Source organism: Pokkaliibacter plantistimulans (genome assembly GCF_003194385.1).
GTDB lineage: Bacteria > Pseudomonadota > Gammaproteobacteria > Pseudomonadales > Balneatricaceae > Pokkaliibacter > Pokkaliibacter plantistimulans.
Genome location: NZ_LAPT01000016.1, coordinates 1 through 24,322 on the forward strand (window position 1 = coordinate 1; position 24,322 = coordinate 24,322).

The 24,322-nt window shown below is 58.4% G+C and carries 21 protein-coding genes; 5 read left to right on the forward strand and 16 right to left on the reverse strand.

Features of this window, described 5'->3' with window-relative positions:
• Nucleotides 1-51 precede the first annotated feature (51 nt).
• The 15 genes from WH50_RS04065 to WH50_RS26040 form a co-directional block, all read right to left on the reverse strand.
• On the reverse strand, nucleotides 52-567 hold the full coding sequence (locus WH50_RS04065; protein ID WP_110186161.1) for a GspH/FimT family pseudopilin: 516 nt from the start codon (nucleotides 565-567) through the stop codon (nucleotides 52-54).
• A gap of 5 nt (nucleotides 568-572) precedes the next feature.
• Nucleotides 573-983: a type IV pilin protein gene (locus WH50_RS04070; protein ID WP_110186162.1), complete on the reverse strand. Its 411-nt coding sequence runs from the start codon at nucleotides 981-983 to the stop codon at nucleotides 573-575.
• The gene (locus WH50_RS04075) at nucleotides 976-5,319 is read right to left on the reverse strand and encodes a pilus assembly protein (RefSeq protein WP_110186163.1); all 4,344 of its coding nucleotides are present in this window, start codon (nucleotides 5,317-5,319) and stop codon (nucleotides 976-978) included. Before WH50_RS04075 ends, WH50_RS04070 begins: the two co-directional genes overlap by 8 nt.
• Before the next feature lie 13 nt (nucleotides 5,320-5,332).
• Nucleotides 5,333-5,923: a pilus assembly PilX family protein gene (locus WH50_RS04080; protein WP_110186164.1), complete on the reverse strand. Its 591-nt coding sequence runs from the start codon at nucleotides 5,921-5,923 to the stop codon at nucleotides 5,333-5,335.
• A gap of 3 nt (nucleotides 5,924-5,926) precedes the next feature.
• Entirely contained in the window at nucleotides 5,927-6,760 is an 834-nt protein-coding gene (locus WH50_RS04085) for a PilW family protein (protein WP_110186165.1), read from the reverse strand.
• Nucleotides 6,757-7,263 (reverse strand): type IV pilus modification protein PilV, encoded by a 507-nt coding sequence (gene pilV / locus WH50_RS04090; RefSeq protein ID WP_110186166.1) that lies wholly within the window; start codon nucleotides 7,261-7,263, stop codon nucleotides 6,757-6,759. Before pilV (WH50_RS04090) ends, WH50_RS04085 begins: the two co-directional genes overlap by 4 nt.
• Nucleotides 7,264-7,512: 249 nt before the next feature.
• Nucleotides 7,513-7,968, reverse strand: coding sequence for a type IV pilin protein (locus tag WH50_RS27105; RefSeq protein ID WP_110186167.1), 456 nt, complete (start codon nucleotides 7,966-7,968; stop codon nucleotides 7,513-7,515).
• Nucleotides 7,969-7,996: 28 nt separating this feature from the next.
• Nucleotides 7,997-11,428: a pilus assembly protein gene (locus WH50_RS04100; RefSeq protein WP_110186168.1), complete on the reverse strand. Its 3,432-nt coding sequence runs from the start codon at nucleotides 11,426-11,428 to the stop codon at nucleotides 7,997-7,999.
• A gap of 9 nt (nucleotides 11,429-11,437) precedes the next feature.
• Nucleotides 11,438-11,956 carry a pilus assembly PilX family protein gene (locus tag WH50_RS04105; RefSeq protein ID WP_110186169.1) on the reverse strand — a complete coding sequence of 173 codons (519 nt, stop codon included), beginning with the start codon at nucleotides 11,954-11,956 and terminating at the stop codon, nucleotides 11,438-11,440.
• Entirely contained in the window at nucleotides 11,956-12,933 is a 978-nt protein-coding gene (locus WH50_RS04110) for a PilW family protein (RefSeq protein ID WP_110186170.1), read from the reverse strand. The genes WH50_RS04105 and WH50_RS04110 overlap by 1 nt, the downstream gene beginning before the upstream one ends.
• An 11-nt stretch (nucleotides 12,934-12,944) precedes the next feature.
• Entirely contained in the window at nucleotides 12,945-13,472 is a 528-nt protein-coding gene (gene pilV, locus WH50_RS04115) for a type IV pilus modification protein PilV (RefSeq protein WP_207780171.1), read from the reverse strand.
• Between the two features lie 17 nt (nucleotides 13,473-13,489).
• Complete coding sequence (locus WH50_RS04120; protein WP_110186172.1) at nucleotides 13,490-14,095, reverse strand: GspH/FimT family pseudopilin; 606 nt, start codon at nucleotides 14,093-14,095, stop codon at nucleotides 13,490-13,492.
• A 256-nt stretch (nucleotides 14,096-14,351) separates the two neighbouring features.
• Nucleotides 14,352-15,725, reverse strand: coding sequence for a sigma-54-dependent transcriptional regulator (locus tag WH50_RS04125; RefSeq protein ID WP_341476822.1), 1,374 nt, complete (start codon nucleotides 15,723-15,725; stop codon nucleotides 14,352-14,354).
• Nucleotides 15,722-17,641 carry a sensor histidine kinase gene (locus tag WH50_RS04130; protein ID WP_110186173.1) on the reverse strand — a complete coding sequence of 640 codons (1,920 nt, stop codon included), beginning with the start codon at nucleotides 17,639-17,641 and terminating at the stop codon, nucleotides 15,722-15,724. Before WH50_RS04130 ends, WH50_RS04125 begins: the two co-directional genes overlap by 4 nt.
• A gap of 414 nt (nucleotides 17,642-18,055) precedes the next feature.
• Nucleotides 18,056-18,304 carry a hypothetical protein gene (locus WH50_RS26040; RefSeq protein ID WP_133251234.1) on the reverse strand — a complete coding sequence of 83 codons (249 nt, stop codon included), beginning with the start codon at nucleotides 18,302-18,304 and terminating at the stop codon, nucleotides 18,056-18,058.
• A 124-nt stretch (nucleotides 18,305-18,428) separates the two neighbouring features.
• On the opposite strand from WH50_RS26040, the gene WH50_RS04135 reads away from it, so the two are divergent.
• From WH50_RS04135 to WH50_RS26290, 3 genes are read left to right on the forward strand one after another with little or no spacing between them, the layout of a single operon-like run.
• Nucleotides 18,429-19,919, forward strand: coding sequence for a cytochrome ubiquinol oxidase subunit I (locus tag WH50_RS04135; RefSeq protein WP_110186174.1), 1,491 nt, complete (start codon nucleotides 18,429-18,431; stop codon nucleotides 19,917-19,919).
• A 1-nt stretch (nucleotide 19,920) separates the two neighbouring features.
• Nucleotides 19,921-20,916 carry a cytochrome d ubiquinol oxidase subunit II gene (gene cydB / locus WH50_RS04140; RefSeq protein ID WP_110186175.1) on the forward strand — a complete coding sequence of 332 codons (996 nt, stop codon included), beginning with the start codon at nucleotides 19,921-19,923 and terminating at the stop codon, nucleotides 20,914-20,916.
• Between the two features lie 16 nt (nucleotides 20,917-20,932).
• Nucleotides 20,933-21,103 carry a hypothetical protein gene (locus WH50_RS26290; protein ID WP_207780172.1) on the forward strand — a complete coding sequence of 57 codons (171 nt, stop codon included), beginning with the start codon at nucleotides 20,933-20,935 and terminating at the stop codon, nucleotides 21,101-21,103.
• Between the two features lie 127 nt (nucleotides 21,104-21,230).
• On the opposite strand, the gene WH50_RS04145 is transcribed toward WH50_RS26290, so the two are convergent.
• Nucleotides 21,231-21,710 carry a MarR family winged helix-turn-helix transcriptional regulator gene (locus WH50_RS04145; RefSeq protein WP_104153184.1) on the reverse strand — a complete coding sequence of 160 codons (480 nt, stop codon included), beginning with the start codon at nucleotides 21,708-21,710 and terminating at the stop codon, nucleotides 21,231-21,233.
• Nucleotides 21,711-22,168: 458 nt separating this feature from the next.
• Between WH50_RS04145 and WH50_RS04150 the strand changes: the two genes are divergently transcribed.
• On the forward strand, nucleotides 22,169-23,221 hold the full coding sequence (locus WH50_RS04150; protein WP_110186176.1) for an ABC transporter substrate-binding protein: 1,053 nt from the start codon (nucleotides 22,169-22,171) through the stop codon (nucleotides 23,219-23,221).
• A gap of 144 nt (nucleotides 23,222-23,365) precedes the next feature.
• Nucleotides 23,366-24,223, forward strand: coding sequence for an ABC transporter permease (locus WH50_RS04155; protein ID WP_104153182.1), 858 nt, complete (start codon nucleotides 23,366-23,368; stop codon nucleotides 24,221-24,223).
• Nucleotides 24,224-24,322: the final 99 nt, after the last annotated feature.

Below are 24,322 nucleotides of genomic sequence, written 5' to 3' on the forward strand. Positions count from 1 at the left end.
GAGCCTGTTTTTGACGCGGTATGGCAACGCAGATAGATTTTCAACGACCTGCTAAGAGGGGCAGCTGGTGCCGTAGGTGGACGTGGTCTGCGTCACCTGGCCACTCAGACTGACGGTGACGGTGCGATAGACCGACTTGCTGCTGCTGGCGTGGCAGATAATAAAACTCTGATTGCCCACAGTGCTTTGCACCGCACCACTGCGATTGAAGATGATGGCCGTACTGTTGCTGGTAGCCGCATTCAGCCCCACCACACTGATCAGCTCGCCGCTGTCCGTGACTTTGCTGTTGCCATCGCTATCGACAAAGATCACCAGATTAGCGCCGCTGCCACAGCTGACATTATCCACAGACGGACACACCACCACATTGGCGCGCTTATCCACAGCCGCACTGCGTGCCGTCAGCAAGGCACGATAGAGCATGTCCGCATCAGAACTGGTGCGATAGCTCAGCATCATCTGCGTAAAGCCGGGAATGGCGATGGTGGCCACAATCGCCAGGATCGCTATGGTCACCATCATCTCGATGAGGGTGAAACCGGTTACATTTCTGCCTTGTCTCATCCCGCTTACCAGCAATTCGCTACAGTAGCGCCTGAACCCGACACCGTTCTGGTTCCGGCCTGATCCAGCGTCAGGGTGCCGCAGCTGTCGCTGCTCTGGCCACTGCTGGGTGTAGCCGTAATGGTGTACTCGTGCGGTGTGGCTTCCTCAGCAGTGATCACCAGGGTATAGCGTGCCGTGCCACTGGTAGGCGACTGCTGATAGGCGCTGTCATCAAAACCATAGTAGGTGAAGGCATTACCGTAGTAGCGCTGCAGTGCCTGCGCTGCTTGCATCATCACCCCCTCGGCTTCGACCCGATGGCTGCGCAGTACGTAGTTGTTGTAACTGGGATAGGCAATCGCCGCCAGTATGCCGATGACAGCAACCGTGATCATCATCTCGATCAGGGTAAAGCCCTGCTGTCTTTTACTCATAGGGGTAGACCTCCTGCCAATTCACCCGTTGCTGACGGTAGGTCGCCCCTTTACTCATCTCCACGGTATCGGGGTTGCCCTGCTGATCAATGGTGATGACCGACTGTGTATTGCCATTATCCAGCACTAGCGCGCCTGCGGACGTATCCTGGCGCAGACCGTCACTGGAGCGCTTGCTTGAGCCGCTATTAACCAGATCGGACGCATCAATCACGCCATCATTGTTAGTATCAAAAACCGGGCTGCTGGATCCACTGCCGTCCTGCGCCTTGACCACCATCAGCCAGCCAAACTCCTTGCCACCGCACTGGTCAGGGTCAGGAATCAGCGTGGTAAAAACAATACGCCCACGGGTCAGAATGGCTCCGCGGATCACCCGCTCACCGACACTGGTACCGGCCAGGTCCATAAACCAGCCGGACTTACTGGCCGCCACGACATTCTGGGAGACACTGCGGTAACTGGCGCCGGCATTGTCAGTGAACTCGGTATAGGTCTGTTCTGTCAGACTGGCGCGATACAGCGTAATGGGGGAGGCGGCCAGCGTATCCTTGACCGCATAGAAGCTCTGCCGGGAAGTAGCGGGCAGCGTCAGGTCTTCCTTGTCGTGATACTTGCCGGTGCCGAAGAATACCATATAGCCGCCACCGGAAATTTTGCCGACTTCCGGCTGGGCCACAATCGGCTGCACCTTGTTGTTGGCATCGCGGGCGGTAAATACCGGGGCATTACCAGCCACTTTCCAGTTGCTGGAGCTGCTGGAGCTGAGATCAAAGCGCCACAGATTACCTTTCAGATCACCGGCATAGATCAGATCAATACGACCATCATCATTGCTGTCGATCGGGGCGATTTCCGACAGACCGTTGAGGTCAGAAGTACTGCCCACCCCGGTGTTGATGCGCACCACATCGGTCGCACTCCACTTGTTATCACCCATGGCATCCAGATAGACGATATAGAGCACCGCCTTGCCCGCCGCACTGTAGTAACCATTGCCAAACACTGCCGCCCATTTGCCGTTGTTGAGCTTGACGATGGCGGGCTTGGAGAAGGTATAACCCAGCGTGGAATTGGTTTCGCCGCTGGGCAGCAAAGCCTTGTCCACGGTTTCATCGTATTCCCACATCACCAGCGTACTGGCGCGACCATCACCAAAGCGGGTAGCGGATACATCCAGCGCATAGATGGCCTTGCCACCTGCACGCAGGCCACCGCTCAGTACCGTGTGCCAGCTATTGCTGAAATAGGCGTCCACCGCCGTGGGTGAACCGTCCACCGAAAAGGCGTGCACCTTGTCGTAGTTGTTGGGATCCAGCATCTGGTTGAGGGTCGACATGACCGCATTAGGGTAATAGACAAAGCGCTCGTTGCCGTTATTGGCATTGAAGCCATGCAGGGCGCCATCGTTGCTGCCGACATAGACCATCGGGGTGCGTCCCTGATAGTCGGTACTGTTGACGAAGTCACTGTACTTATCCGCTTCCATGGTATCGGAGTAGTAGAACCCGGTGCTACCGACGTAAGTGGGCGAGGAATTGACAATGTCGCCAAGGCGGGTTGATTCGCCATTGCGATCCAGCCGACTGCGGAAGGTGCCGCCGTTGATCAGCTCGTTACTGTGATCACCGCGGTAATAGCTCACCGCCTTCTGGGCATTGATGCTGGTATTGGGCGTCGGCAGTGCGGCGGTCAGCCTGGCGATCTGGGTCGCACTCAGCGTCGAGCTGGCACCACTGGTGCCGGGGGCGTAGAACGCCACACCAGTCTTGGCATCAGGATCCCAGCTGAAGATATTGCGCGTCGCCGGATCCAGATTGCGCAGTTGCTGTACCGCGTTCCATTCCTGCTGCAACTGGCCTGCATTGTTGTACTTGAACGAGTACAGATTGCCGTTCCAGGCATTGACGTTGTCATAGGAGCTGAAATAGACACGGGTGCCCTTAGTCACCGCACTGCTGCTACTGACCGGCGCGGAATAGCCCACACTCTTAGCCACCTCGGCAAACACCGCGTTGAGGTTACTGGCCAGGGTGCTGAAGTTGTTGACCTTGTAGTAGTTGTCCGGCTGACCATCTCCGTCGGCATCCCATTCACGGCTGTCACCACTGCCGTTGGCCGGATCGCCACTCTTATCCAGATCGTTATAACCGCCGTACTTGGCTGCCAGAAACAGCGGCGAGGGCAGCACACTGATCTGGTTGCTGGACGAGGCGGTAAATACCTGGCTGATATAGGCCGGAGAAGGGTTGCTCTTCACCTGCAGGGTAGCAATGTCCTGCCAGTTATTGATCTGAATACTGCCGTTGTAATAGGCCGGCACATCCTGCAGCCACTGGGTACCGTCATTGGAGCTACCAATCACGGTGAGGCCAATCTGCATCCCGGCAGCGGTGTACTTGTAGGGAACCCCGGTGGTGATCTTGATCTGATCGCTGTTAATGGCAGGGCTACAGGCGCTGCCAGCGCAGACATTCACCTCGGCAATCAGGTCCATGTCGTAGTCAGAACCCCAGCGCTGGTCTTCCCAGGCAACGAAGAAACGTGCCGCAATCAGCTGTCCACTGCTATTAAAGCTCTGCGAGCCGACAAACAGGTCATTCATGCTGCAGTTGTTGCTGCCATTGCGGCAGCTGGGCACCACGGTGACCTTGCCCGCACTGGTCTGGAAGGCAAAGGTCGGTAGCGCCTCAGACAGGGAAACCCCATAAGTCTTGACCGTCTGGGTACCCGTGGCGGCCGTTTTCAGATCATTCTTGTGGGCGTAATAGGCCAGTCCAGCCAGAGAATAGCCGCCCGCATTACCGGGCGCATCCGGGCAGATGCCCTTGGCGGTATACAACGTCGAGACCTTCTTGGAGTCACAGAATTTATTGGTACTGCTGCCGTTCTCGCCGATCAGGAAGTTCTTGTTAGTGATGCCTTCCTTGTCGCCAATGCTGTTGACGTAACTGGTCAGGGTGGTGGTACTGAGGCTCGGAACATTGGCCAGCGCCGTGCCGGACAGGTTGTCCATGTCGAAGGAGTTCACTCCCGAAGACAGGATTAGAATGCTGCAACTGGCACAGTTCTGACTGGCAGGCCAGGGATCGCTGCCCCAGCTGACATCACTGAAAGCACTGGAACTCAGATAGCTTGAATCATTGGTCGCCGTGGAGCTGGAGTAGTCCGTTTGTGCTGTGCGACTGCTGGACAGACTGATATAGCGCAACGCCTCCAGAAACATTTCACCCAGCGGGTTGCCCCAGCTGAAGCACACCTGATCCACACTGCTGCCACAGTCGGTATAGCCACCACGATGGTACTTGATGATCTGCAGATCATTGATCAGCTTGACCATGCCGTTGCTGGGCAGCAGCAGCTGGCCGGTCTGGGTATTGATCTCCTTGATGCTGTCATTGAAGGTCGCCAGCGGCTGACGTAATACACCGCCACGGGTATTACGGTAGTAACTGCCGGTCATCAGGCCAAACTCAATCTGCTTGCTCTCGCCATAGGTCTGCAACAGACCAATGGGTTTACGGTTACCGGCTGGATAGGTCTTGCAGTAGTCGCTGCGACCATCAGCACTATCGCAGACCTGCACGCGCATGGTCAGATCAGTACCGCTGCTGGGCTGGTAAGCATTAGAGCCGTAGTCGCACTGGTTCACCTCACCGGTGGCCCAGAATAACCAGCTGCCACTGGCCACCCGGATCAGCGGCGTATTGCCCGGCGCCAGCACGTAATCCTTGCCACTGGCGTTAGTCTGGTTGGAGGTACTGCACACGCTGACAGCGGTATAGCTGTAGGGCGTGACGCTGGATACGGCCACCGCGCTGGTGCCCTTGAAACTTTTGGCAAAGGAGTGCGTATCCGAAGGCAGATAGACACGTTCCAGCACCGTCGCTGCGGTGGTCGAAGAGGGGTCACTGGAACGGGTACCGCCATACAGCACCTTGCGGATCAGATCCATGCGGGTCATGGTGGCCCAGTTAAGGAAGTTACCGCTCCAGGCACTGCTACAGAGGTGATTGCTGGCCGCACCACTGATACTGAAATAGCTGCCGTTGTGGGTGTAACACTTGCTGTTGTTGAAGTAGCCGTCGTAGTCGATGCTGTTGTCGTAACTGGTGTCCAGTACCCCGTCGCCATTGAGGTCGGTGTAATCGGGATAGGCTTTCTTAAACAGTTCATGATCCTTGGACAGCAGGATCATCATCTTGGGTTTGACGCTGACCGAGCTGGCCAGCGGTGCCGTGGCAGGCGCGGTGTCGGCCCGGCTGCCGTTGACCCAGCTCAGGCACAGTATCAGCAAGCCACTGAGCAGCAGGGGCCACCGGTGATTCGACATCATGTTGCGGCTCCTGCTATTTGGTGACGATGCGGGTGTAATTGGATTGCAGATAGCGATCCAGCTCCTGCGACGGCCCGGTACCCTTAGCGGTAATGCGGTACAACTCCATCCGCTCACGCAAGCCGTGGCCTTCCACCTGACTGTTCTCAATCTTGAACTGCTCCGGCTCCGGCAGTTCTTCGATGATATAGACCGGCGTGGTACGCAGACGATTATCAATGTCCTGCACCGACTGACTGTAGGTCAGCACGGCATCGGCGGTCTCCCAGACATTCTGATTGCCACTCTGGGTACCGGTGACCACCTTCCATTTGGGGGTATCGCTGTCACTGACGTTATATTTGCCGTGATTCAGTTTGGTGGTGAGGATGGCATTGTCCGTGCTGATATAGGACTCCGCCTCCTGCAGGGAGCTTTCCGCCAGAATACCTGCCAGCTGCGTATCCTCGGCGTTGGTTTCCATCTTCTGCGTCAGGTTGGTCATGCGATAGGCGCTGATACCGATCACCATCAGCAGTGCCATCATCACGATACAGACCAGTAGTGCAGCGCCCCTTTGCCGACCAGCTCTCAGGTTATGCGACAGGATTCTCGGCGTGGTCATTACTCAGCTCTCCCGCATCAGGGCAACATTGGGCAGCCAGAAGGTGTTCTCAAACGCCTGGCGCATACGACTGCTGACAGCCGTCGTGACATTGCTGCCGAGCAGCGAGAAGGTTTTGGCACTGGAGCCCTGATCAGTCGACACCGTCGAGCTGATAATCAGCCCGACCCGAATTGCCGCAATATGGGTCTTGTCCGTAGTAGAAGCAGCGGCCAGCTGGGTGGTCTGCAGCCACTTGTCGATGGCGTTGTCTTCATTGCTGTCCACCCCGAACAACAGGCGCATCCCTTCGATGCCCTGCACCAGCGGCTGGGTCTGATTTTTGGTATTAGTATCGTGGCCACTGACGGCGCAGTAGAGCGCCAGATCACTGGCCATGTAGAGTTTCATCACCACCGTATCGCCACTGACTACACTCTGGCCGAGACAATCGAGGGTGCTGCCATCACTATTACCCTGCAGACGGACATAGAGCGTATCGGGACTGCCGGTGATGGTGGTGCTGCGTTCTCCGGACACCACCTGCGCGGCGGTCCAGGCGATACCACCCGAGGTGGAGGAAGTGGCCGTATCGGCCGCAAACTCCGTGCTCAGGGATTTCACCGGGTTAGAGGTGAAACCGGCGTGATTGATCTGGGTGCGCAGCAGTGACTGGATATAACCGGCGCTGTCCTGAATGCCTGCCGAAGCCGAAATACTGATATAGGTCTGACGACCGCTGAGCAGCACATCGGTCGCCGCCAGCACCAGTACCACCCCCAGCGCCAGAGATATCATCAGCTCGACCAGTGTCACACCGCGCTGACGCTGCAGCGATTGGCTTCTGACCAGGCTCATAACTGCACCATCAGCTGATAGCAGGCCATGTCCGTGCTCTCATCCCACTCTTCCTTGTTGCAATTGAGGCCGGTGACACCGCTGCGGTTCTCATCCCAGTAAATGCGTACCTGATACAGACCGCCACCGGTGTTACTTAGCTGAATACGGCCGGAGGGCAGATTGGCCTCAACCCGGGTTTTCCAGTCGGCCAGTGCCTGCTGAGCATCGGTGCAACTGGTACAACCGGTGCTGGTCTGGCTGTCGAAATTGTTATAGGTAGCAATATTGCCGCGATCTCCCAACAGCCGGCCAGAAATATCCTGAGCCAGGGTGACGGCCTGACCACGCTGATTTGCCAGTTGGGATTCGCGCAGGGTACTCAGATGCAGTGCGGCTGAACCAAGCAAACCCGCAGCCAGCACCAGCAGGGTGATCAATACTTCCAGCATACCGACCCCCCGTTGCCAAGAAGGCAGAGTGGCCGGGAGCGCGCTATGGTCACTTCGATGACGGATCATCATCCATCCCCCAGGGAAAAGTGCAGAGAGGCGCGGGAGTCTTGTCGGGCTGCACGTTAGTGTGTTGCGGAGACTGAAACAAGTCGAAAAATTTGGAGCTATTATGGCAACACAGCCACTTTACAAAGCGCTTACTGTCTTTGCAACCGGACCTAAGTCAGTAGCGGCTGACCGCCACCAGGGTTGAGCAGTACCTCTGTTGCTGGCAGAGGAAGAGCAGAAATTGGCAGGGCTGGGCTGCCGCTGACATCGTTATTTCCAGCAACTGCTGCCAGAACTGCCCGAGGCGCCCTTGGCCCCGGTCTCATCCAGCGACAGGGTGCCGCAGTCGCTGTCATTGCTGGCCTGACTGCTTTGCGGTGCAGCATCCAGGGTATAGCTGCGACTGGCCACGGCAGACAGGCTGAAGGTGTAATAGCTGGACAGCTCAGTGGAGCAGTCGAGGGTGGGCAGGCTGACAGCCGTGCCGGAGCTGGTCTCGGCATAGCTCAGGTTGGTTGCGTAAAACCGCTCCATATACAGCGCGTACTGCGACAGGCAGGCCTCTGCGGCGGAACGACGGCTCTCTGTGACATAGCGCTGATAACTGGGATAGGCGATGGCCGCCAGAATGCCAATCACCGCCACCACGATCATCATCTCGATCAGGGTAAACCCCCGCACCTGACCGGGCTGCACCAGTGCAACAGACCTGTTGTTTCGCTTCATCGTCCTCTCACTTGGTTATCGCTGCAGGTTAGTAGTTGCGGATCTCGCGCCAGGACGTTTTACCCAGATTGGTGTAGGTATCCACGTCGGAGGAGCTGACGTTCCCCGAGTTGTCCGAACTGTACAGTTTGTTGCCCACCAGCGAACCATTGGAGGTTGCTGAGCTGGAGCCAATGCCACTGCCGACCTGACTGCTATTGATCTTGTCACTGGCATCCACTGTGCCGTCGTTGTTGATGTCGAAAACGCCGTTCTTACTGCTGGTGGAAGCGCTGGTCATATAGGGATAGATACCCATGGTGTAGCTGCTGCCGCCCTGCGAGCAGTCGTCATCATCCGGGATCAGTGTCGTGGTCACCAGATAGCTGCGCACCATCTGTGGCGTGTAGATTACGCGCTCCCCCTCACTGCCGTTGTTGGGTGAAATCAGGTTGAGATACCAGCCGCGGGTGCTGGTTTTGCTGCTCTGACCACTGGCGATCACCACCGAGCGCACCATCAGACCATTACTGTTGGTGTATTCATCCTGAATCTTCAGCTTGAGCAGATTGCTGTTGCCCGTGAACGCCGAGCCGGTATCGCTGATGCCGTAGATGGCCTGCACGTTCTTGCTGTCCGGGTCGGCCGTTCCCAGATAAATACCGGTACCGAAGAATACCCAGAGGCTGCCGGAGGAGGCGTCCACACTGAGCGCCAGTCCGGCCGTGACCGGCTGCCGGGTGTCGCTGCTGCCATCGGTGTATTCCGCGGTAAACAGCGGCTTGCCACTGTAGCCAACGGCCCAGCTGCTGGTGCTGGAACTACTGAGATCAAACTTCCAGACGTTGCCGTACAGATCACCGGCATAGAAATAATCAAAGTTGCCATCCCGGTCACTGTCGTAACCGGCGACACTGGCCAGCCCGTTAGAGTCAGCGGCCGTGCCGATACCGGTATCGATCTTCTTAATCAGCTTGCCGGTTTCCAGATTGATCACCAGCAGTTCTGCCGTATTGCTGGTGCCGTTGTAGCCATTGCCAACAATAGCGGCCCACGTCCCGTTATTGAGGCGGGCAATCACCGGCGTACCGAGAAACTGGCCCAGATCATCGTCGGTGAATTCCCATAGCACCTTGCTGGCCGAGAAGCTGGTGGGGTCGGTGACATCCAGCGCAAACAGCGACTTGCCACCACGGCCGGTACTCCCGACCAGAACCGACTTCCAGGCGCTGTTGATATAGGCGTCCCCCACCGTGACATCGCCATCCATCATGTATTCGTGGATATAGCTGCTGCTGGTCAGGTCGGGCAGTTTGCTCAGCATTTCACTGGGAATATAGGCCATCAGCTCCTTGCCCGCGCTGCTGCCACTGGCGGCAAAGCCATGCAGCATGCCGTCATTGCCGCCGACATAGACCATATCCTGACGTGATGCATTGGCGACCTTGAAGGCGCTGTAGCTACTGGCCCCGGTCCAGTGGTAACGGTAGTAGTTCTTCGACGGCACATCCTGATAGAACGGATTGGAGTCAACAAAATCGCCCAGCACCGTGGTGCGATTGCGGTAGGAACCGCCATTGCTGATTTCGCTGGCGGTATTACCGCGCAGGTAATTCACCACGGCAGAGCTGCCGAGCACGCTCTGCTGACCACTGGCCAGTGAACTCCAGCTGAAATCTACGGTGGGGTAGGTGCTGCCACCGCCCAGCACGATATTGCGTGCACTGTAGCCGGGGAGCTTTTTCGATGCTTTCCAGCTGATCACCGGGTCAACACTGGAATCAGACACATCGTAGGCCCACAGATCGCCGGTCCAGTCGCCCGAATAGTAGCGGGGCTGGAACAGCATGGAGTCGGTTTCCAAACTGCTGCCATTGTTGGTCAGGCTGGCATTGGTGGAAGTCCGGCTGGCGATGGTGTTGAGGGCATCCTGCAGGGCAGTGGCAAACTCCTCGGGGTCAGAGGCGGCCACGAAGGAGCCACGGCTGTTGACCGTAGCGTGCCATAGGTCATCGATCTTGTACTGATCGGAGCTGGTAGGGTTGGGCCAGTTCTTGGTCCCTGCGGTCAGGGCGCTGAGGTCAGAGTCAGGATCAAGTGAGCCGCTGACACCAATGGAGATGCCAAAGGTCACCATGTGCTGCCAGAACGCCGGGTCGTTGGTGGAGGTGGTGACATTGTTGGCCAGATCGGTGCGGATATCCTTTTTCCAGTACGTCATGGCGATATCCGCCAGAGTATCGCTGTAGTCATCCTTGTAGGGCGCCACCGGTGCATAGGTATAGCTGGCATTGCCATCGGCGCTGGTGATCTTCGAGCCTGAGCTGTTATCGGCGTTGCCGACCGTGCTGCTGAGGGAGCCGTTCCAGTAACCGTCGGTGGTCAGGATGGCATAGTTCTGCCGGCAGCTGACCGAGGTAGGCGTCATCGGGTCGGTCACCCCGGACTGGTTGCCGGAAAAGTATTCCCCTGCCCACTGCAGCGCACTGCGTAATGGCGTGCCGTTGGTACCAATGGTGGACGTCAGCAGGTTGGAATAGAAGTTCTGCTTGTTGGTACTGGAGAAGGTGCCGGAGGTGGGAATGTACTGTGTCGTGCCACCGTTGATGGTGCGAAAGCCCACCCGATAATTACTGCCGAGATTGGCGAACGCAATGCTGGCACCGGCTCTGGCAGCCAGTACCCGCGAACGGTAGTACTGAAACCAGTTGGCGAAATTCTGCCGCTCTTCGGTCACGGTGCGAGTAATCGTTCCCCAGGTGAAGGAGGTCACACTGGACTCGGTACTGCCACTCAGGTCTTTCTTGTAGGCGCTGGAGCCACGAATCTGATAGCGGATGTAGTTGGAAATGGTCTCGACGCTACCGCTGCCTTTGTACATATAAAAAGTGATGGGGTAGAAGGACTGCTGGCAGTAGTAGTTGGGGTGCTGGTTAGATCCGCAGTTGGAAGCATAGTAGGCACTGGCCCGGCTGGTGGTGCTATAGAACCAGTAGGCATACTGGCTTTGCTGGGTCGTCAGATTCAGTGTGCCCGCTGAGGTGTTGCTGGGGTTGTAATAGGCTGCCGTCGGCGAGGCATTGCCCATGGAGCTGCCATCATAGGCCTTCCAGGGGGTATAGGTGATGTAGGGGTTATAGAACACCGCATTATTATTGGGCGAGCGGTCGTGCACGTTGGACAGGTTAGTATCACTGAAGGTGGGTACCTGATTGGCATAGGTAGCTCCACCATAGACGCTGTCCGGCCGTGGGAACAGATAGTAGGAGTAGTACAGATCGGAGTCCGGCATGAACTCCCACTGCATGGAGCCGGAATCGTCCAGCAGAAACATGATATTAGGTGCCACCGTCGTCCCCAACAGCAGCGGGGTAGAGGCAATATCCACCGAGGCCAGCGATGCGCGCAGCGGCAGGGCTGCACAGAGGAAACCCAGGGCCAGCGCGGTCAGCCGCTGGCGAAATGAAGCCGATCGTTTCATCTCTCCTCCTTATCGCCAGTAGATCGCCTGCAGCATGACCTGTGCCCGGTCAGCTGCATTACTGCGTGCGGTAATACGGTAGACATCACGCAGGCAGTCTGCCGGTACATCGGTGGTCTGGTCACAGCCCGGCGGATCAGGCCAGGTACCCATGTATTCAATAATGTATTGCGGTGCGGTCGGCACCAGCTCACCCAGATCGCTGCTGGCATCCAGCCAGACGGTATTGCTGTCTTCCCAGCGTGGCGTACTATCAGCATCCGCTTCGGTGTACAGACCATTGGTATTAGCAAAACTCGGCAGCGTGGCAGTGGTATTCGGATCGAGATAGTTCTCCGCCTCCTGCAATGCCGATTCAGCCGCCTGAAACGCCAGGGTCTGGTCATAATTATTTGCCACCATGCGCTCCTGCAATGAGGTCGTGCGTGTCGCTGCCACCGCCAGCACTGTGATGATCAGCAGTGCCACCAGCGTGATCAGCAAGGCCATTCCCCGTTGGCCGTAACGCTGTCTCAAGCCTGTTGTCATCAGCGATTCCTCAGGGCGGTCACAAAGGTGAGAGTACGCTGCAGCCGCCCGCTGTCGGTGGACGAGCTGGTGCTGACATAGCTATCCGCACTGGTCAGTGCCAGCGTGGTCTTGACTGCTACCACCTTACTCCAGTCAGAGACGCTACCCGCACTGACGTAGCTGGTGCTGCCGCTGATCATGTAGGTGAAGGTCAGGGCGCTGACGCCTTCCACCATTTCCTCAATCTTCTGCGCAGTGCCGCTCTCCTGCTCCATGCGGTACAGCGAGGTGCCTGAAGTCCGGCCGTTGTAGCCCAGATACCACACCACGGCACCCAGACGGGTGACGTAGGCCCCGGCGCCATAGACCCGCGCCGAGCTCGGGCAGCCGCTGCTGACATAGCCCATCAGCGCCGCACAGTTGCCGGGCGAGCCAGCTTTGGCATAACCAATGGTGGATGAGCTCACACTGGTAACCTGAAAGATGGTGGCCTGCTCCGGGTCACAAATCATCGCGATATCACCCGAACTGAAGCCACTGGTGCTGGCCAGTGTCAGCGTGGCAGAGCCACTGTTCTGGCCGGTCAGATAGGTCTCATTGTTATCGGCATAGATCACCTGCAGCGCCTGCGAGCCGGACACCCGCTCTTCAGCACTGGTGCCGAAATCGATATCCGCCACCTCTTCACTGGCACTGTAGCCTTTCAGGCTTTCATCCCACTCCGACCACCAGTCGCTCCCGGAGTTATTGAGAATATTGAGGGTGCGCTGCGAACCGCAGCCATTGAAGGACGCCGCGCGGATGTCCTGCCCCAGCAGTTGCGAGACCAGCAGGGCATTTTCCTGAATGGTGGCGAGGTTGGTCTGGGTGCTGAAGCTGCTTTTGCCGGCCAGAATAACGCCAGTGACACTGAGGGTGATCAGGCTGCCAAGGATCAGCGAGATCATCAGCTCGATCAGGCTCAGGCCCTGCTGGTAACGCAATGACGTGCTCATTACCAGGCTCCTCACATCAGCACCGTCGACACCAGCGTCTGGGTGGCGGCCCCCTCCAGCGCCCGGCTGTCGTCGTAACGGATGGTGATGGTGCACAGTCCGTCGGTACAGCTGACCGCTCCGCAGGCACTGTCGCCCAGGGTCGCGATAATGGTGGTGCGCCACTCGCTCAGATCCACATCGGCACGGCTGCTGCCAGTCGGCAACGGGCAGCTGTTGCTACTGCTACTGAACGCCAGACTGTAGCCATCACTTTTCGCCACACTGGCATTAGCGCGCATGCGTTCGACAATATCGTTGACCAGCACCACCGCATTGGCCCGGTCGAAGGCACTCTGATTGTTGCGCAGACTACTGGTCTGCAGCGCCGCAACACCCAGCAGGCCAATAGCCAGCACCATCAGTGCGACCAGAATTTCAATCAGCCCCACGCCACGCTGACCGGCACAGGGCAGCAGTCTGCCCGACCGCAGCCGGGTGCGATGACGGCGGTCTGGGCGGTGCTGAAAGAGGGCGTCCTGCCTGAGGCTGCTGGGCACGGAGGGTACTCCTGACATCAAGGATCACTGGGCTGGCTGCAGGCGCCGCCGTCATCAGCGGTGCTGACCCAAGTGCGTCCGCCGGAGATCATACTGACCTCCCGCACGTTACCGGTGACCGCACTGCTGGGACGACAGAGGGCAAAGGTGCCCGACACCAGATCACGACTGCTGGCAATCTGATAGGCAAAACCGTTGGCACTGAATCGCACCCGGTTACCCTCGGTCCCCAGCGCCGCACTGGAAATCAGCTGGTAGCTGTCACTCAGACTGTAGCGGCGCAGAATGGTTTCACCGGCATCACGCACATTGTCGCCATCGGTATCGACAAACACGATCCAGCCACCCCAGCTGCCAGCGACATCGCCGGTGGTGCAGGCCGACTGGTCATCACTGCGGCAAAACACCACGTTCGCTCTGACCCGGATCGCCTCACTGCGTGCCAGCTGCAGGTCACGGCGCAAGTCTTCGGCACGTGAGCTGAGGTTGGCCGAGGCAATCATGCTGGTAAAGCTCGGCACCGCCACCATGGCCAGTATGGCCAGCACGGCAATGGTCACCATCAGCTCAATCAGGCTGAACCCGGTGACGGCACTATGACGTGGCGAACCCTGAACTCTCATCTGTACAACCTGTTCACTGTAGTTAAGCCCGGCCAGCGGAGGGACAACGCCACCTCACGCCCGCACAGGCACCTGCTATTTAACATTTCGGACCGCTTACCACCCTAGCGACTTTGCAGTTTATTGACCAAAAACTGACCGTCACTCGGGTGCGGTATCCATAGCAGCACAGTCATCTGCTCAAAGCGTAGTCAATTAGTTTTTACCGACAACGCCTGCAACCGCAAGCCGGTCCGCATGGAAACCTCATGCCCGCTCAATCCAGGCCATAACGCTCCATCTTTTTCAGCAGCCCCTGCCGTGACAATCCCAGCTGCAGGGCGGCATGGGTACGATTACCGTTACAGTCCTGCAGAGCCTGACTAAGCAGGCGGATTTCCAGTGCCCGCACCTGGGCTTCGAGGCTCTGATCCTGGCTGTCGAGCGCCGCCACGCTGCGGCTGCGACTCTGCGGATGCAGCAGGGCGATGTCTTCCATGGTCATCACGCGCCCCTGACTGACCGCTGCCACACTTTCCAGCGTACTGCGCAATTCGCGCACGTTACCCGGCCACGGTCGGCTGATAAACCAGTCCAGCGCCTCTGCCGAGGGAGAGGGGGACGGCATGTTCATCTTCACTTGCCACTGATCGAGAAAGTAGCGCAGCAGCTGCGGAATATCCTCGGGCCGCTCACTTAACGCCCGGGTTTCAATGGTGACCCCCTTGATGCGGTAATACAGGTCTTCACGGAAGCTGCCCTCCGCCACCTTGTCCAGCAGATTGGCATTGGTGGCCGACACCAGCCGCACATTGATATGTTGCAACTCGCGACCACCGACCGGATAGAAGGTGCCTTCCTGCAGTACCCGCAGCAGCTTGACCTGCATCGGCAGCGGCATTTCGCCAATTTCATCGAGAAACAGGGTGCCGCCATCGGCCAGCTTGAGCAGACCCGGCCGCTCACGATCAGCCCCGGTGAAGGCGCCTTTGGTATGGCCGAACAGTTCACTTTCCAGCAAGTCTGCCGGAATCGCGCCACAGTGCACGGAGATAAACGGCCCGCTGGCTCGCTGACTGAGATCATGCAGGGCACGGGAAATCACCTCTTTGCCGGTACCGGACGGCCCGGTGACCAGCACCCGCACATCGGTGGCGGCAATGCGCTGCACCAGCGCCCGGATCGCTTCCATCGACGGTGACGCGCCAATCAGCCGGCTCAGGGCCTGTTCCTTGCCCAGACCCCGCTTGAGCTGCAGCAGCTCCTTTTCCAGCTGATGTTTACTCAGCGCCCGTCTGACCACCACCGCCAGCATGTCCGGGTCGATGGGTTTGGCGAGAAAATCCCAGGCGCCCTGACGGATCGCCTCCAGCGCCAGTTCGCGGTCACCGTGCCCGGTCAGGATGATCACCGGACGGGAGGCAAACTCCGGCACCGCGGCCAGAGTGGTCATCGGGTCGAAGGTCGGCGGTAACGACAGGTCCAGCAGCATCAGATCGGCATCGAAGTGTCTGACCACCTCACGGGCCGAAGCAAGGTCTGCCGCCGTTTCCACCGTATAGCCGGAGTCGCTCAGCCAGCGGCTGGCCAGCGAGCGGAACGCCGGTTCATCATCCACCAGCAGCAGGCGGGCCTGGGTCAGGTGACTCATGAGGAAGACTCCTGTGCAGCGATAAAGGGAATGTCAGCCGCATCGGCCTGTGCAGCAGCAGGCGCGGCAAAGAACAGCTCGAAACTGACCGGCCAGCCGAGGTCGGCACGATAGCGGATATAGCCACCGTGGGCCTCCATGATGCGCCGTACGATGGCCAGCCCCAGACCACTGCCACCCGGGCGTTTGCTGACAAAGGGGCGGAACAGCGTGGTGGCCAGCTCCTCGGGCAGGGTCGGGCCATTGTTATGCAGCCGGATCACGCCCTGAGTATCCGCCTCGATTCGCAGACAGCCGTCGGCCTGATTGCGGATAAATGCCAGCGCATTGTCGATCAGATTGACCAGCACCTGCTGTACCCGGTGAGGGTCAGCGTTGATCTCCAGCCCCTCAGCAATCGCCAGCTCATGGCGCACACCGTGCCAGTCCACATGCACCAGCAGGGCCTGCACCATGGCCTGCAGCTGAATCGGCTGGCGCTGCAGTGTCAGTTTGCCGGAGTAGACCAGCATGTCGGAAATCAGCCGGTCAGCCCGCTTGATCTGCGTCTGGATATGGCCACGGGTCTCGGCATCAGCACCGGCGGCCGCCATGGCAATGATATTCAGCGGATTGCGCAGCTCGTGAGCCATCGCCGCCGACAGCCCGCCCAGCTCCACCAGATGTTGCTCCGCCAGTCGCGCCCGTTCGGCTTCGGCCAGCATCAGTGAGCGCTCCAGCACCCCGCAACTGCTGGCCAGCAGCGAGCCGAACACTTCACCGGTCAGGCGCAGCGCCGGGGTGATGTCGCTCCAGTCCAGCAGCTCAAACTCCCAGGCACCGCCCAGCTGGCGACACTGGATACACGGATCGTTGCCACTGCGTGGTGACGGCTCATAGCGCCCCAGAAAACGTACCTGTACCGGCTGACCGAGCTGGTGAGAAATCAGCGACTGCGCCACCACGCCGAGATCATCCCAGCTCTGCGCCGTCTTCAGCTGGTTACGCCAGCGATCCAGCAGCAGCTGATCCAGCTTCAGGCCGGGGTACACCAGCCGCCCCACCAGCGTATTCAGCGGCTGATAGAGCAGAGCCGCCAGCACCAGTACCAGCGCGGAATACAGCCACAGCTGCCAGCCCGGCACATTGGCCAGCGCCTGCATGCCCAGCTGCCCGGCCAGTGCGCCCAGCAGGGCAATCACTCCCAGAATGAGCAGCATCATGCCCACCCACAGCAAGGCACGATTGACCCAGGCATTGACCTCCAGAATCTGATAGCGCACTACACCGTAGACCAGCACCACCACATAGGAAGGCAGCAGCAGCATGGGGTAGGGGTAGGTATCCAGCCCCAGCGAAGGGAAGACAAAACTGGTGGCCAGCAGCAGCCCCCAGCCACCGGAAACAAACATCGCCACGATGGAGCGCCGGCGGTTGCCCTGATGGGTGAGGAAGCCCCAGCTCAGCACGCCGTGGGCCAGTATGCCGACCAGTACCGAGTAGGCGAGGTTGAACCAGCCGCTGGAGCTGAAGACAAAAAACTGATGGAAGGAGGCCACCGCCACCGCCGTGCCGCCCTGCAGCCACCAGCTCAGCAGCACCACCGCCATGCTCAGGGCGTAAATCAGCCCCATGCTGCGCTCCAGCCGGTCCAGCCACGGCTGGCGGGCGACGCCGCGGTTGACGAAGCGCACGGCAAAATCGAGGAAGAAGGTCGGCATCAGCGGATTGGCCAGCACCAGCATCACCCCCAGCGCCGTGAGGTGATGGAAAATCGCCACATGACCGGCGCACCACAGCGCCATCATCAGGCCAAAACCGGCCAGAGCGATCAGGTCACGCTGACGCTGTGACTGCCACAGCAACCAGCCGGATACCAGCAGGGCACAGCCGCTGGTGACCATCATCATGATTTCAAACGCTGTCTGCAGTGACATAGGGCTCCGCTTTACTGAATTGACACCAAGCGCTGTCAACACTGTTGACAGTTTACCTTAGCAGGACTGTCAACGCTGTTCACAGCTGTTTTCACTACCCGACAAAGTATTGATGTAAATCAATGACTTACGGTAACTAATTGAATTGGCACAAGTTTCGCTAAACAGGTAGTCAGCAGACTATGAATTTTTCGTGCCGGGTTTCCACCGCCAGCGTCTTTAACGCTGCAAGAGCAGTCACGCGGCACCTGAACTGAACCTGACCGTACTCCCCGCACCTGCAGAGTACAGCCCGTTTTCGTCCGGCTGGGGAACCGATCACCCTTCCCATCCGGACCCTTTACACCCTGAATGCAGGCCGGCCAGAAGAAACCCGCCGATACCGCCGTGAGGTATCGGCCAAAGCAGAGTTTCTCACCGGTCAAAGCCGTGAGTTCGGGAGCCGCTGCCCAGGTGCAGCACCGTCCAGGAAGCGCAGGACGGTGCTGGAGGCAGCGGCCCCTTTTTAGCTTTAATGTTGCTGGAGCCAAGACCATGCTTTCCCACCTGCTGCACGAATACGCCGCCTTCTTCGCCGTCCTCGCCCTGGCCGCCACCCCGGCTGCCATCCGCTACTACCGACTCAGCAAGTCCGGCAAAACCGCCGCTGCACACTGATGTCATCCGTGTCCGCCGTTGTTACGTACCAAACGGGTTAACGTTCTGCGGGCACTGTGACGATCTGCTGCCGTGACGGCGGATCGTCTGTTGCTGGCCCCACACCAGCATCCGAAGTAGGAGCCGTACCATGGACCTAGATGCCGCGCTGCTGTCGCGAATCCAGTTCGCCTTTACCGTCAGTTTTCACATTATCTTTCCCGCCATCACCATCGGCCTTGCCACCTTTATCGCTATCTGGGAAGGGCTGTGGCTGAAGACCCGTAATCCGCTGTACCTGCAGCTGGCCAAATTCTGGATCAAGCCCTTTGCCATCACCTTCGGTATGGGGGTGGTCGGCGGTATCGTGCTGTCCTACGAGTTTGGTACCAACTTTTCCGAATTTTCCCACAAGGTCGGCGCCGTTCTTGGCCCGCTGATGGCCTACGAAGTGCTGACGGCGTTCTTCCTCGAAGCCGGTTTCCTCGGCGTGATGCTGTTTGGCTGGCAGCGGGTCAGTGAGAAGGTGCATTTTATCTCCACGCTCACCGTCGCCATCGGCACCTGGATTTCCGCCTTCTGGATCATTGTCGCCAACTCCTGGATGCAGACCCCGGCCGGTTATATCGAGGTGGACGGCGTCTTTCAGGTGGCCAGCTGGACGGAGGTCATCTTCAACCCCTCCATGCCCTACCGCTTCATGCACATGCTGATGGCGGCCCTGATCACCGGCACCTTTGTGGTCGGTGGCGTCAGCGCCTGGTTCCTGCTCAAGGGGCACAACACCGACTTCGCCCGCAAAGGCTTCTCCATGGCCATGTGGGCAGCACTGGTGCTGGCTCCCACACAGGCGGTAATTGGTGATTTCCACGGTCTGGTGGTGAAAGAACATCAGCCCGCCAAACTGGCGGCGATGGAAGGCATCTGGCCGGTCAAGGAAGAAAAGGTGCCGCTGCTGCTGTTCGCGGTGCCCGATGAAAAGGCCGAAACCAACCATCTGGCCATTGGCATTCCCCATCTGGGCAGCCTGATCCTGACCCACAGCTGGGACGGTGAAGTGACCGGGCTGAAAGCCTTCGCCCCCGAGGACCGCCCGCCGGTGAAGCCGGTGTTCTACTCCTTCCGCATCATGGTCGGTCTGGGTGTGCTGATGATCCTGATTGCCTTCGCTGCTGCCTGGCTGCGCTGGAAAGGCAAACTGTATGACTGCCGCCTGCTGCACAAGGCCTGCTTTCTGATGATTCCCAGTGGTGTGATTGCCACCCTGTTTGGCTGGTATGTGGTGGAAATTGGCCGTCAGCCGTGGCTGGTCTACGGGCTGGTGCGCACCATGGACGTGGTCTCGCCGCTGCCTGCCTCGCGGGTACTGTTCTCCCTCAGCCTGTTTGTTATCACCTACTCGCTGCTGTTCGGGGTGTATCTGTACTTCATGCGCAAGCTGATCCGTAAGGGCCCGCCGACCATGGAATTCCTGCAGCAACAGCGTATCGGTGTCGACTCACCGGGTTATGCCCTGGCGCTGGTCAAACAGGTAGGGCATGAAGCCCCTCTGCATGCTGACCACACCCCGGGCCACTACGGCTCCGTCGATGGCACCAACGCTGAACCCAGTGATCACAGTGACAAACCGGAGGGCCGCTAAGATGGAATGGGCACTGCTGTACTTCCTCATCATGGGCTTTGCCATCCTGATGTATGTGCTGCTGGATGGCTTCGACCTTGGCCTCGGCATTCTCTATCCCTGGTTTGATACGGAAGCGGAACGCGACCACATGATGCGCTCCATCTCCCATGTCTGGGATGGCAACGAGACCTGGCTGGTGTTTGGCGGGGTGGTGCTGTTTGCCGCCTTCCCGCTGGCCTACAGCACTATACTGTCAACGCTGTATACACCGATCATCATCATGCTGATCGCCCTGATTTTCCGCGGTGTGGCGTTCGAGTACCGGTTCAAGTCCCATCGCTCCAAACCCCTGTGGGATCTGGCCTTTGCCGCGGGTTCAACCGTGGCGGCGATGTGTCAGGGTATGATTCTCGGCGCCATCGTCCAGGGCGCGGACATGAGTCAGCCGGTGTATGACCGTCTGGACTGGTTCTCGCCCTTTACCATCCTCACCGGCTTTGCCGTGATGGCCGGTTACGCACTGCTGGCCTGCTGCTACCTGCGCATGAAAAGCCGTGGCGAGATTGCCCTGCGGGCCGCCCATCTGGGTCGTCGGTTGGTGATCTGGGTGATGCTGGGTATGGCGCTGGTCAGTCTGTGGACCGTACTGGCCGAACCCGAAATCCGCCAGCGCTGGCTGGGTGGCCTGCGCTTCCTGATCCTGCTGCCCCTGCCGCTGATCACCATTCTCTGTGCCGTGCGGTTGTTCCGTGATCTGCGTGACCCCGCCCACGAGCAGCGGCCATTCTATCTGGCCGCGGCACTGTTCCTGTTCGGCTTTGCCGGGCTGGTGGTGAGCCTGTTCCCCTACCTGATTCCACACAGCCTGACGCTGTGGCAGGCACAGGCGCCGGAATCCACTCTGAAGTTCATGCTGGTGGGCGTGTGTTTCTTCCTGCCGATGGTGTGCCTGTACACCTTCTGGGGCTACCGCATTTTCAGCGGCAAGGTGGAAGACTTCGAGGAAGGTTATTGAGCTGAGGAGATTGATGATGAGCAATGCCGAAAAACGGCAGTCTGACGCTTTTCAGCCACTGTCAAAGCCTGTTGCGAAGACGAAGCAAAAGTCTTCCTGGCTATGGTTTGCTGGCTTGTATCTTGGTGGTGTCGCCGTGCTAACTCTGGTGGCCAGCACGATCAAGTGGGGAATGCATTTCCTCTGATCGTGTTGACTTAACCCTTCACCGCCAAGTGAGCCAGAGCCCGGTTTCCTGATGGAAATCGGGCTTTTTTACATCTGCATTTAGCGTTATGGCCAGCCGTGACAGATCGAAAGCGGCGGCTGCCCGATCAGAACTGAGGCCGTTCCGGCTCATCGGTCAGGAAGGTATCGTCCGCGTCCGGTGCGTCCATCAGGTCCGCCAGACGCTGTAACGACGCCACCAGCATGCCCTTTTCCCATTCCTGCAGTTCCTTGAAGCGGCTGACGAAATGCGCCTGCATCGGCTCCGGTGCCTGCTCCAGCAGCTGGCGGCCCTTGTCGGTCAGCAGGGCGTGAACCTTGCGTTTGTCTTCCTGACTGCGCTCACGGCTGACCAGCCCGTGGGCTTCCAGCCGGTCAATGATGGTGGTCACGGTGGCCTGCGACAGGTTGACCTGGGTGGCCAGTGCACGAATCGGCACCACCCCGAGTTTGCTGATGGCCTGCATGATCAGAAGCTGTGGCGTGGTGAGGCCAGACTTCTTCTTCAGACTGCGGGAGTGAATATCGATGGCCTGGATAATGCGTCTCAGGGTGATAAGAACCTGATCGTGTGCGTCTTGGGACATGGAGATCTTCCGGATACGTCGAGCGACTGCTCATTCTCGGCTGCGCCTGCCATGCAGAAATTCCATGGGTCATGTCAGCCTGGAGCGCCACGTTAGCGACTGATTCATTCTTCGTCAATCAATTTGCATTGAAATATTTACTGTTCTAATTAATATCTAAAAAGCAGTGCGATCATGTCAATGATCACCTGCTGTTTTTTTGACCATCAAATCATGGCTGTCAGATTCATTCTGTCCATGGAAGGACTGATGCCGCGGCATAAGCACCACAGATTTGCTGTTTTATTGAACAATCGTTGAGAAAGACGTCAGACATGCTGAGGCCACAAGGGAGTTGCTCTGCAGCACGGGGGTGAGCAATCACGTAAAGCCCGGTCAAGACGGTTTCCCGACGAAAAATTCTTCGGCAAATTGGTCAACTTATTGCTTACAGCTATAAATCTATTGGAGAAGCGATAATGCGCCATACATCCTCCCCTCTGGCCAGACTGGCCAAGCTCAGCAGCGCCGGTCTGTTCGCTCTGGCGGCAGGCTATTCCACCCAGGCTTCTGCGGCCTGTGAAGTCGACAAAACCATTCACATCACCGGCATGAGCTGGTCGAGCAATCTGTTTATGGCCGAACTGGCCAAAGACATTCTGGAAAAAGGCTACGACTGCAAAGCCGAACGTATTCCCGGTGAAACCATTGCCATGCTGACCGCCCTGATTCGTGGCGATGCCGATCTGATGCCGGAAATGTGGATGAACACCATGCAGGACCTGTGGGAAAAGGGTAAGAAACAGGACAAGGTGGAAGCCTTTGGTGATACCTACGATCAGGGCGGCGTCGATGCCGAGGCCTGGTACGTGCCCCGTTATGTGGTGGAAGGTGACGACAAACGCGGTATCAAGGCCATGGCCCCTGATCTCAAGTCAGTCAATGACCTGCCCAAATACAAGGCGCTGTTCAAGGATCCGGAAGAACCGGAGAAGGGCCGTTTCTACAACTGCCCGACCGGCTGGAACTGTGAAGTGGTGAATTCTAACAAACTGGTAGGCTACGGCCTCGACAGCACCTTCAGTAACTTCCGCCCCGGCACCGGTGCCGCCCTCAAGGCCGCCATCGCCACTAACTACAAGCGCGGCAAACCCATCGTGTTTTACTACTGGGGACCAACCGACGTGCTGGGCAAATACGATCTGGTACGCCTGCAGGAGCCTGCCTACGACAAGGCGGTGTTCGACCAGCTGATCAAACCGGACTCCAAACCTGATAAGGCCACGGCCTATCCCAAATCCATCATTCTCAAAGCCGCCAACAAGGAGTTCGCCCAACAGGCTCCGCAGATCATGGCGTTCTGGCAGAAGTTCAATCTCAGCAACGACGAGATCAACAAGGTGCTGGCGATGATGGATGACAACAACATTGAGGCAGAAGATGCCGCCAGTCAGTTCCTGAAAGAGCATCCGGAGCTATGGAGCCAGTGGGTACCTGCCGAGGTGGCCACCAGAATCAAGGCTGCGCTGTAACCCATGCGGCGGCATGTTCTCTGAGCCTGTTGACGATCATGCACACTGGCCGATCGTGCACACGCTCCTAAAACGTGCCACACAGTGGGCAGGGAAGCCCGCTGCCATGCTCTTGTTTACCTCGCCCTTACTGGTAATGACGCTATGTTTCCCGAATCCCTGACATTCTCCATCGCCGCACCGGTCAACGAGGCCGTTGACTGGCTGGTGATGAATTACGGCGATGGCTTTGAGGCCGTCGCCAATGCCCTGCTGCAGGTACTGGTGCTGCTGGAGCACGGCCTGCGCGCTATCCCCTGGTGGCTACTGATTGCTCTGCTGTCGGGCCTTGGCTGGCTGGCCAGTCGCAACTGGAAGCTACCGCTTGGCATCGCTCTGCTACTGTTTGGTCTTGGCTCACTGGGCCTGTGGGATCAGGGTATCCAGACCCTGGCGCTGATGGTGATCGCCACCCTGCTGGCGGTCATCATCGGCATCCCCATCGGTATTCTGATGGCCCGTTCTGACCGGTTGCGCATGGTCATGCTGCCCCTGCTGGACATCATGCAGACCATGCCCAGCTTCGTTTATCTGATCCCGGCGCTGATGCTGTTCGGTCTCGGTAAGGTGCCTGCCATCTTCGCCACCATCATCTATGCCGTACCACCGCTGATTCGCCTGACTGATCTGGGGATTCGTCTGGTCGATCAGGAAGTCATGGAGGCGACCCGCGCCTTCGGAGCCAGCCCGTCGCAGCAGCTATGGGGAGTGCAGTTACCACTGGCTTTGCCGAATATTCTGGCCGGCGTCAACCAGACCACCATGATGGCGCTGTCGATGGTGGTCATCGCCTCCATGATCGGCGCCCGCGGTCTCGGTGAACAGGTGCTGACCGGTATTCAGCGACTGGATGTGGGTAAAGGGCTGGAGGCCGGGATCGGCATCGTGCTGCTGGCCATTCTGTTTGACCGTATCACTCAGGCGGCCGGTCGCCGCAGCCAGCGCCAGGGCAGGGGACATTGATGAAGATTCAGGTACAGAACATCTACAAGATTTTCGGGCGCCAGCCTCAGAAAGCTCTGGCCGCCGTCAAGGCCGGTAAAGACAAGGACAGCCTGCTGG

Bases quoted from the DNA above. Each gene is read 5' to 3' on its own strand.
- WH50_RS04065 (WP_110186161.1), bottom strand. From the start codon at position 567: ATGAGACAAGGCAGAAATGTAACCGGTTTCACCCTCATCGAGATGATG.
- WH50_RS04070 (WP_110186162.1), bottom strand. From the start codon at position 983: ATGAGTAAAAGACAGCAGGGCTTTACCCTGATCGAGATGATGATCACG.
- WH50_RS04075 (WP_110186163.1), bottom strand. From the start codon at position 5,319: ATGATGTCGAATCACCGGTGGCCCCTGCTGCTCAGTGGCTTGCTGATA.
- WH50_RS04080 (WP_110186164.1), bottom strand. From the start codon at position 5,923: ATGACCACGCCGAGAATCCTGTCGCATAACCTGAGAGCTGGTCGGCAA.
- WH50_RS04085 (WP_110186165.1), bottom strand. From the start codon at position 6,760: ATGAGCCTGGTCAGAAGCCAATCGCTGCAGCGTCAGCGCGGTGTGACA.
- pilV (WP_110186166.1), bottom strand. From the start codon at position 7,263: ATGATGATCCGTCATCGAAGTGACCATAGCGCGCTCCCGGCCACTCTG.
- WH50_RS27105 (WP_110186167.1), bottom strand. From the start codon at position 7,968: ATGAAGCGAAACAACAGGTCTGTTGCACTGGTGCAGCCCGGTCAGGTG.
- WH50_RS04100 (WP_110186168.1), bottom strand. From the start codon at position 11,428: ATGAAACGATCGGCTTCATTTCGCCAGCGGCTGACCGCGCTGGCCCTG.
- WH50_RS04105 (WP_110186169.1), bottom strand. From the start codon at position 11,956: ATGACAACAGGCTTGAGACAGCGTTACGGCCAACGGGGAATGGCCTTG.
- WH50_RS04110 (WP_110186170.1), bottom strand. From the start codon at position 12,933: ATGAGCACGTCATTGCGTTACCAGCAGGGCCTGAGCCTGATCGAGCTG.
- WH50_RS04120 (WP_110186172.1), bottom strand. From the start codon at position 14,095: ATGAGAGTTCAGGGTTCGCCACGTCATAGTGCCGTCACCGGGTTCAGC.
- WH50_RS04125 (WP_341476822.1), bottom strand. From the start codon at position 15,725: ATGAGTCACCTGACCCAGGCCCGCCTGCTGCTGGTGGATGATGAACCG.
- WH50_RS04130 (WP_110186173.1), bottom strand. From the start codon at position 17,641: ATGTCACTGCAGACAGCGTTTGAAATCATGATGATGGTCACCAGCGGC.
- WH50_RS26040 (WP_133251234.1), bottom strand. From the start codon at position 18,304: ATGACATCAGTGTGCAGCGGCGGTTTTGCCGGACTTGCTGAGTCGGTA.
- WH50_RS04135 (WP_110186174.1), top strand. From the start codon at position 18,429: ATGGACCTAGATGCCGCGCTGCTGTCGCGAATCCAGTTCGCCTTTACC.
- cydB (WP_110186175.1), top strand. From the start codon at position 19,921: ATGGAATGGGCACTGCTGTACTTCCTCATCATGGGCTTTGCCATCCTG.
- WH50_RS26290 (WP_207780172.1), top strand. From the start codon at position 20,933: ATGAGCAATGCCGAAAAACGGCAGTCTGACGCTTTTCAGCCACTGTCA.
- WH50_RS04145 (WP_104153184.1), bottom strand. From the start codon at position 21,710: ATGTCCCAAGACGCACACGATCAGGTTCTTATCACCCTGAGACGCATT.
- WH50_RS04150 (WP_110186176.1), top strand. From the start codon at position 22,169: ATGCGCCATACATCCTCCCCTCTGGCCAGACTGGCCAAGCTCAGCAGC.
- WH50_RS04155 (WP_104153182.1), top strand. From the start codon at position 23,366: ATGTTTCCCGAATCCCTGACATTCTCCATCGCCGCACCGGTCAACGAG.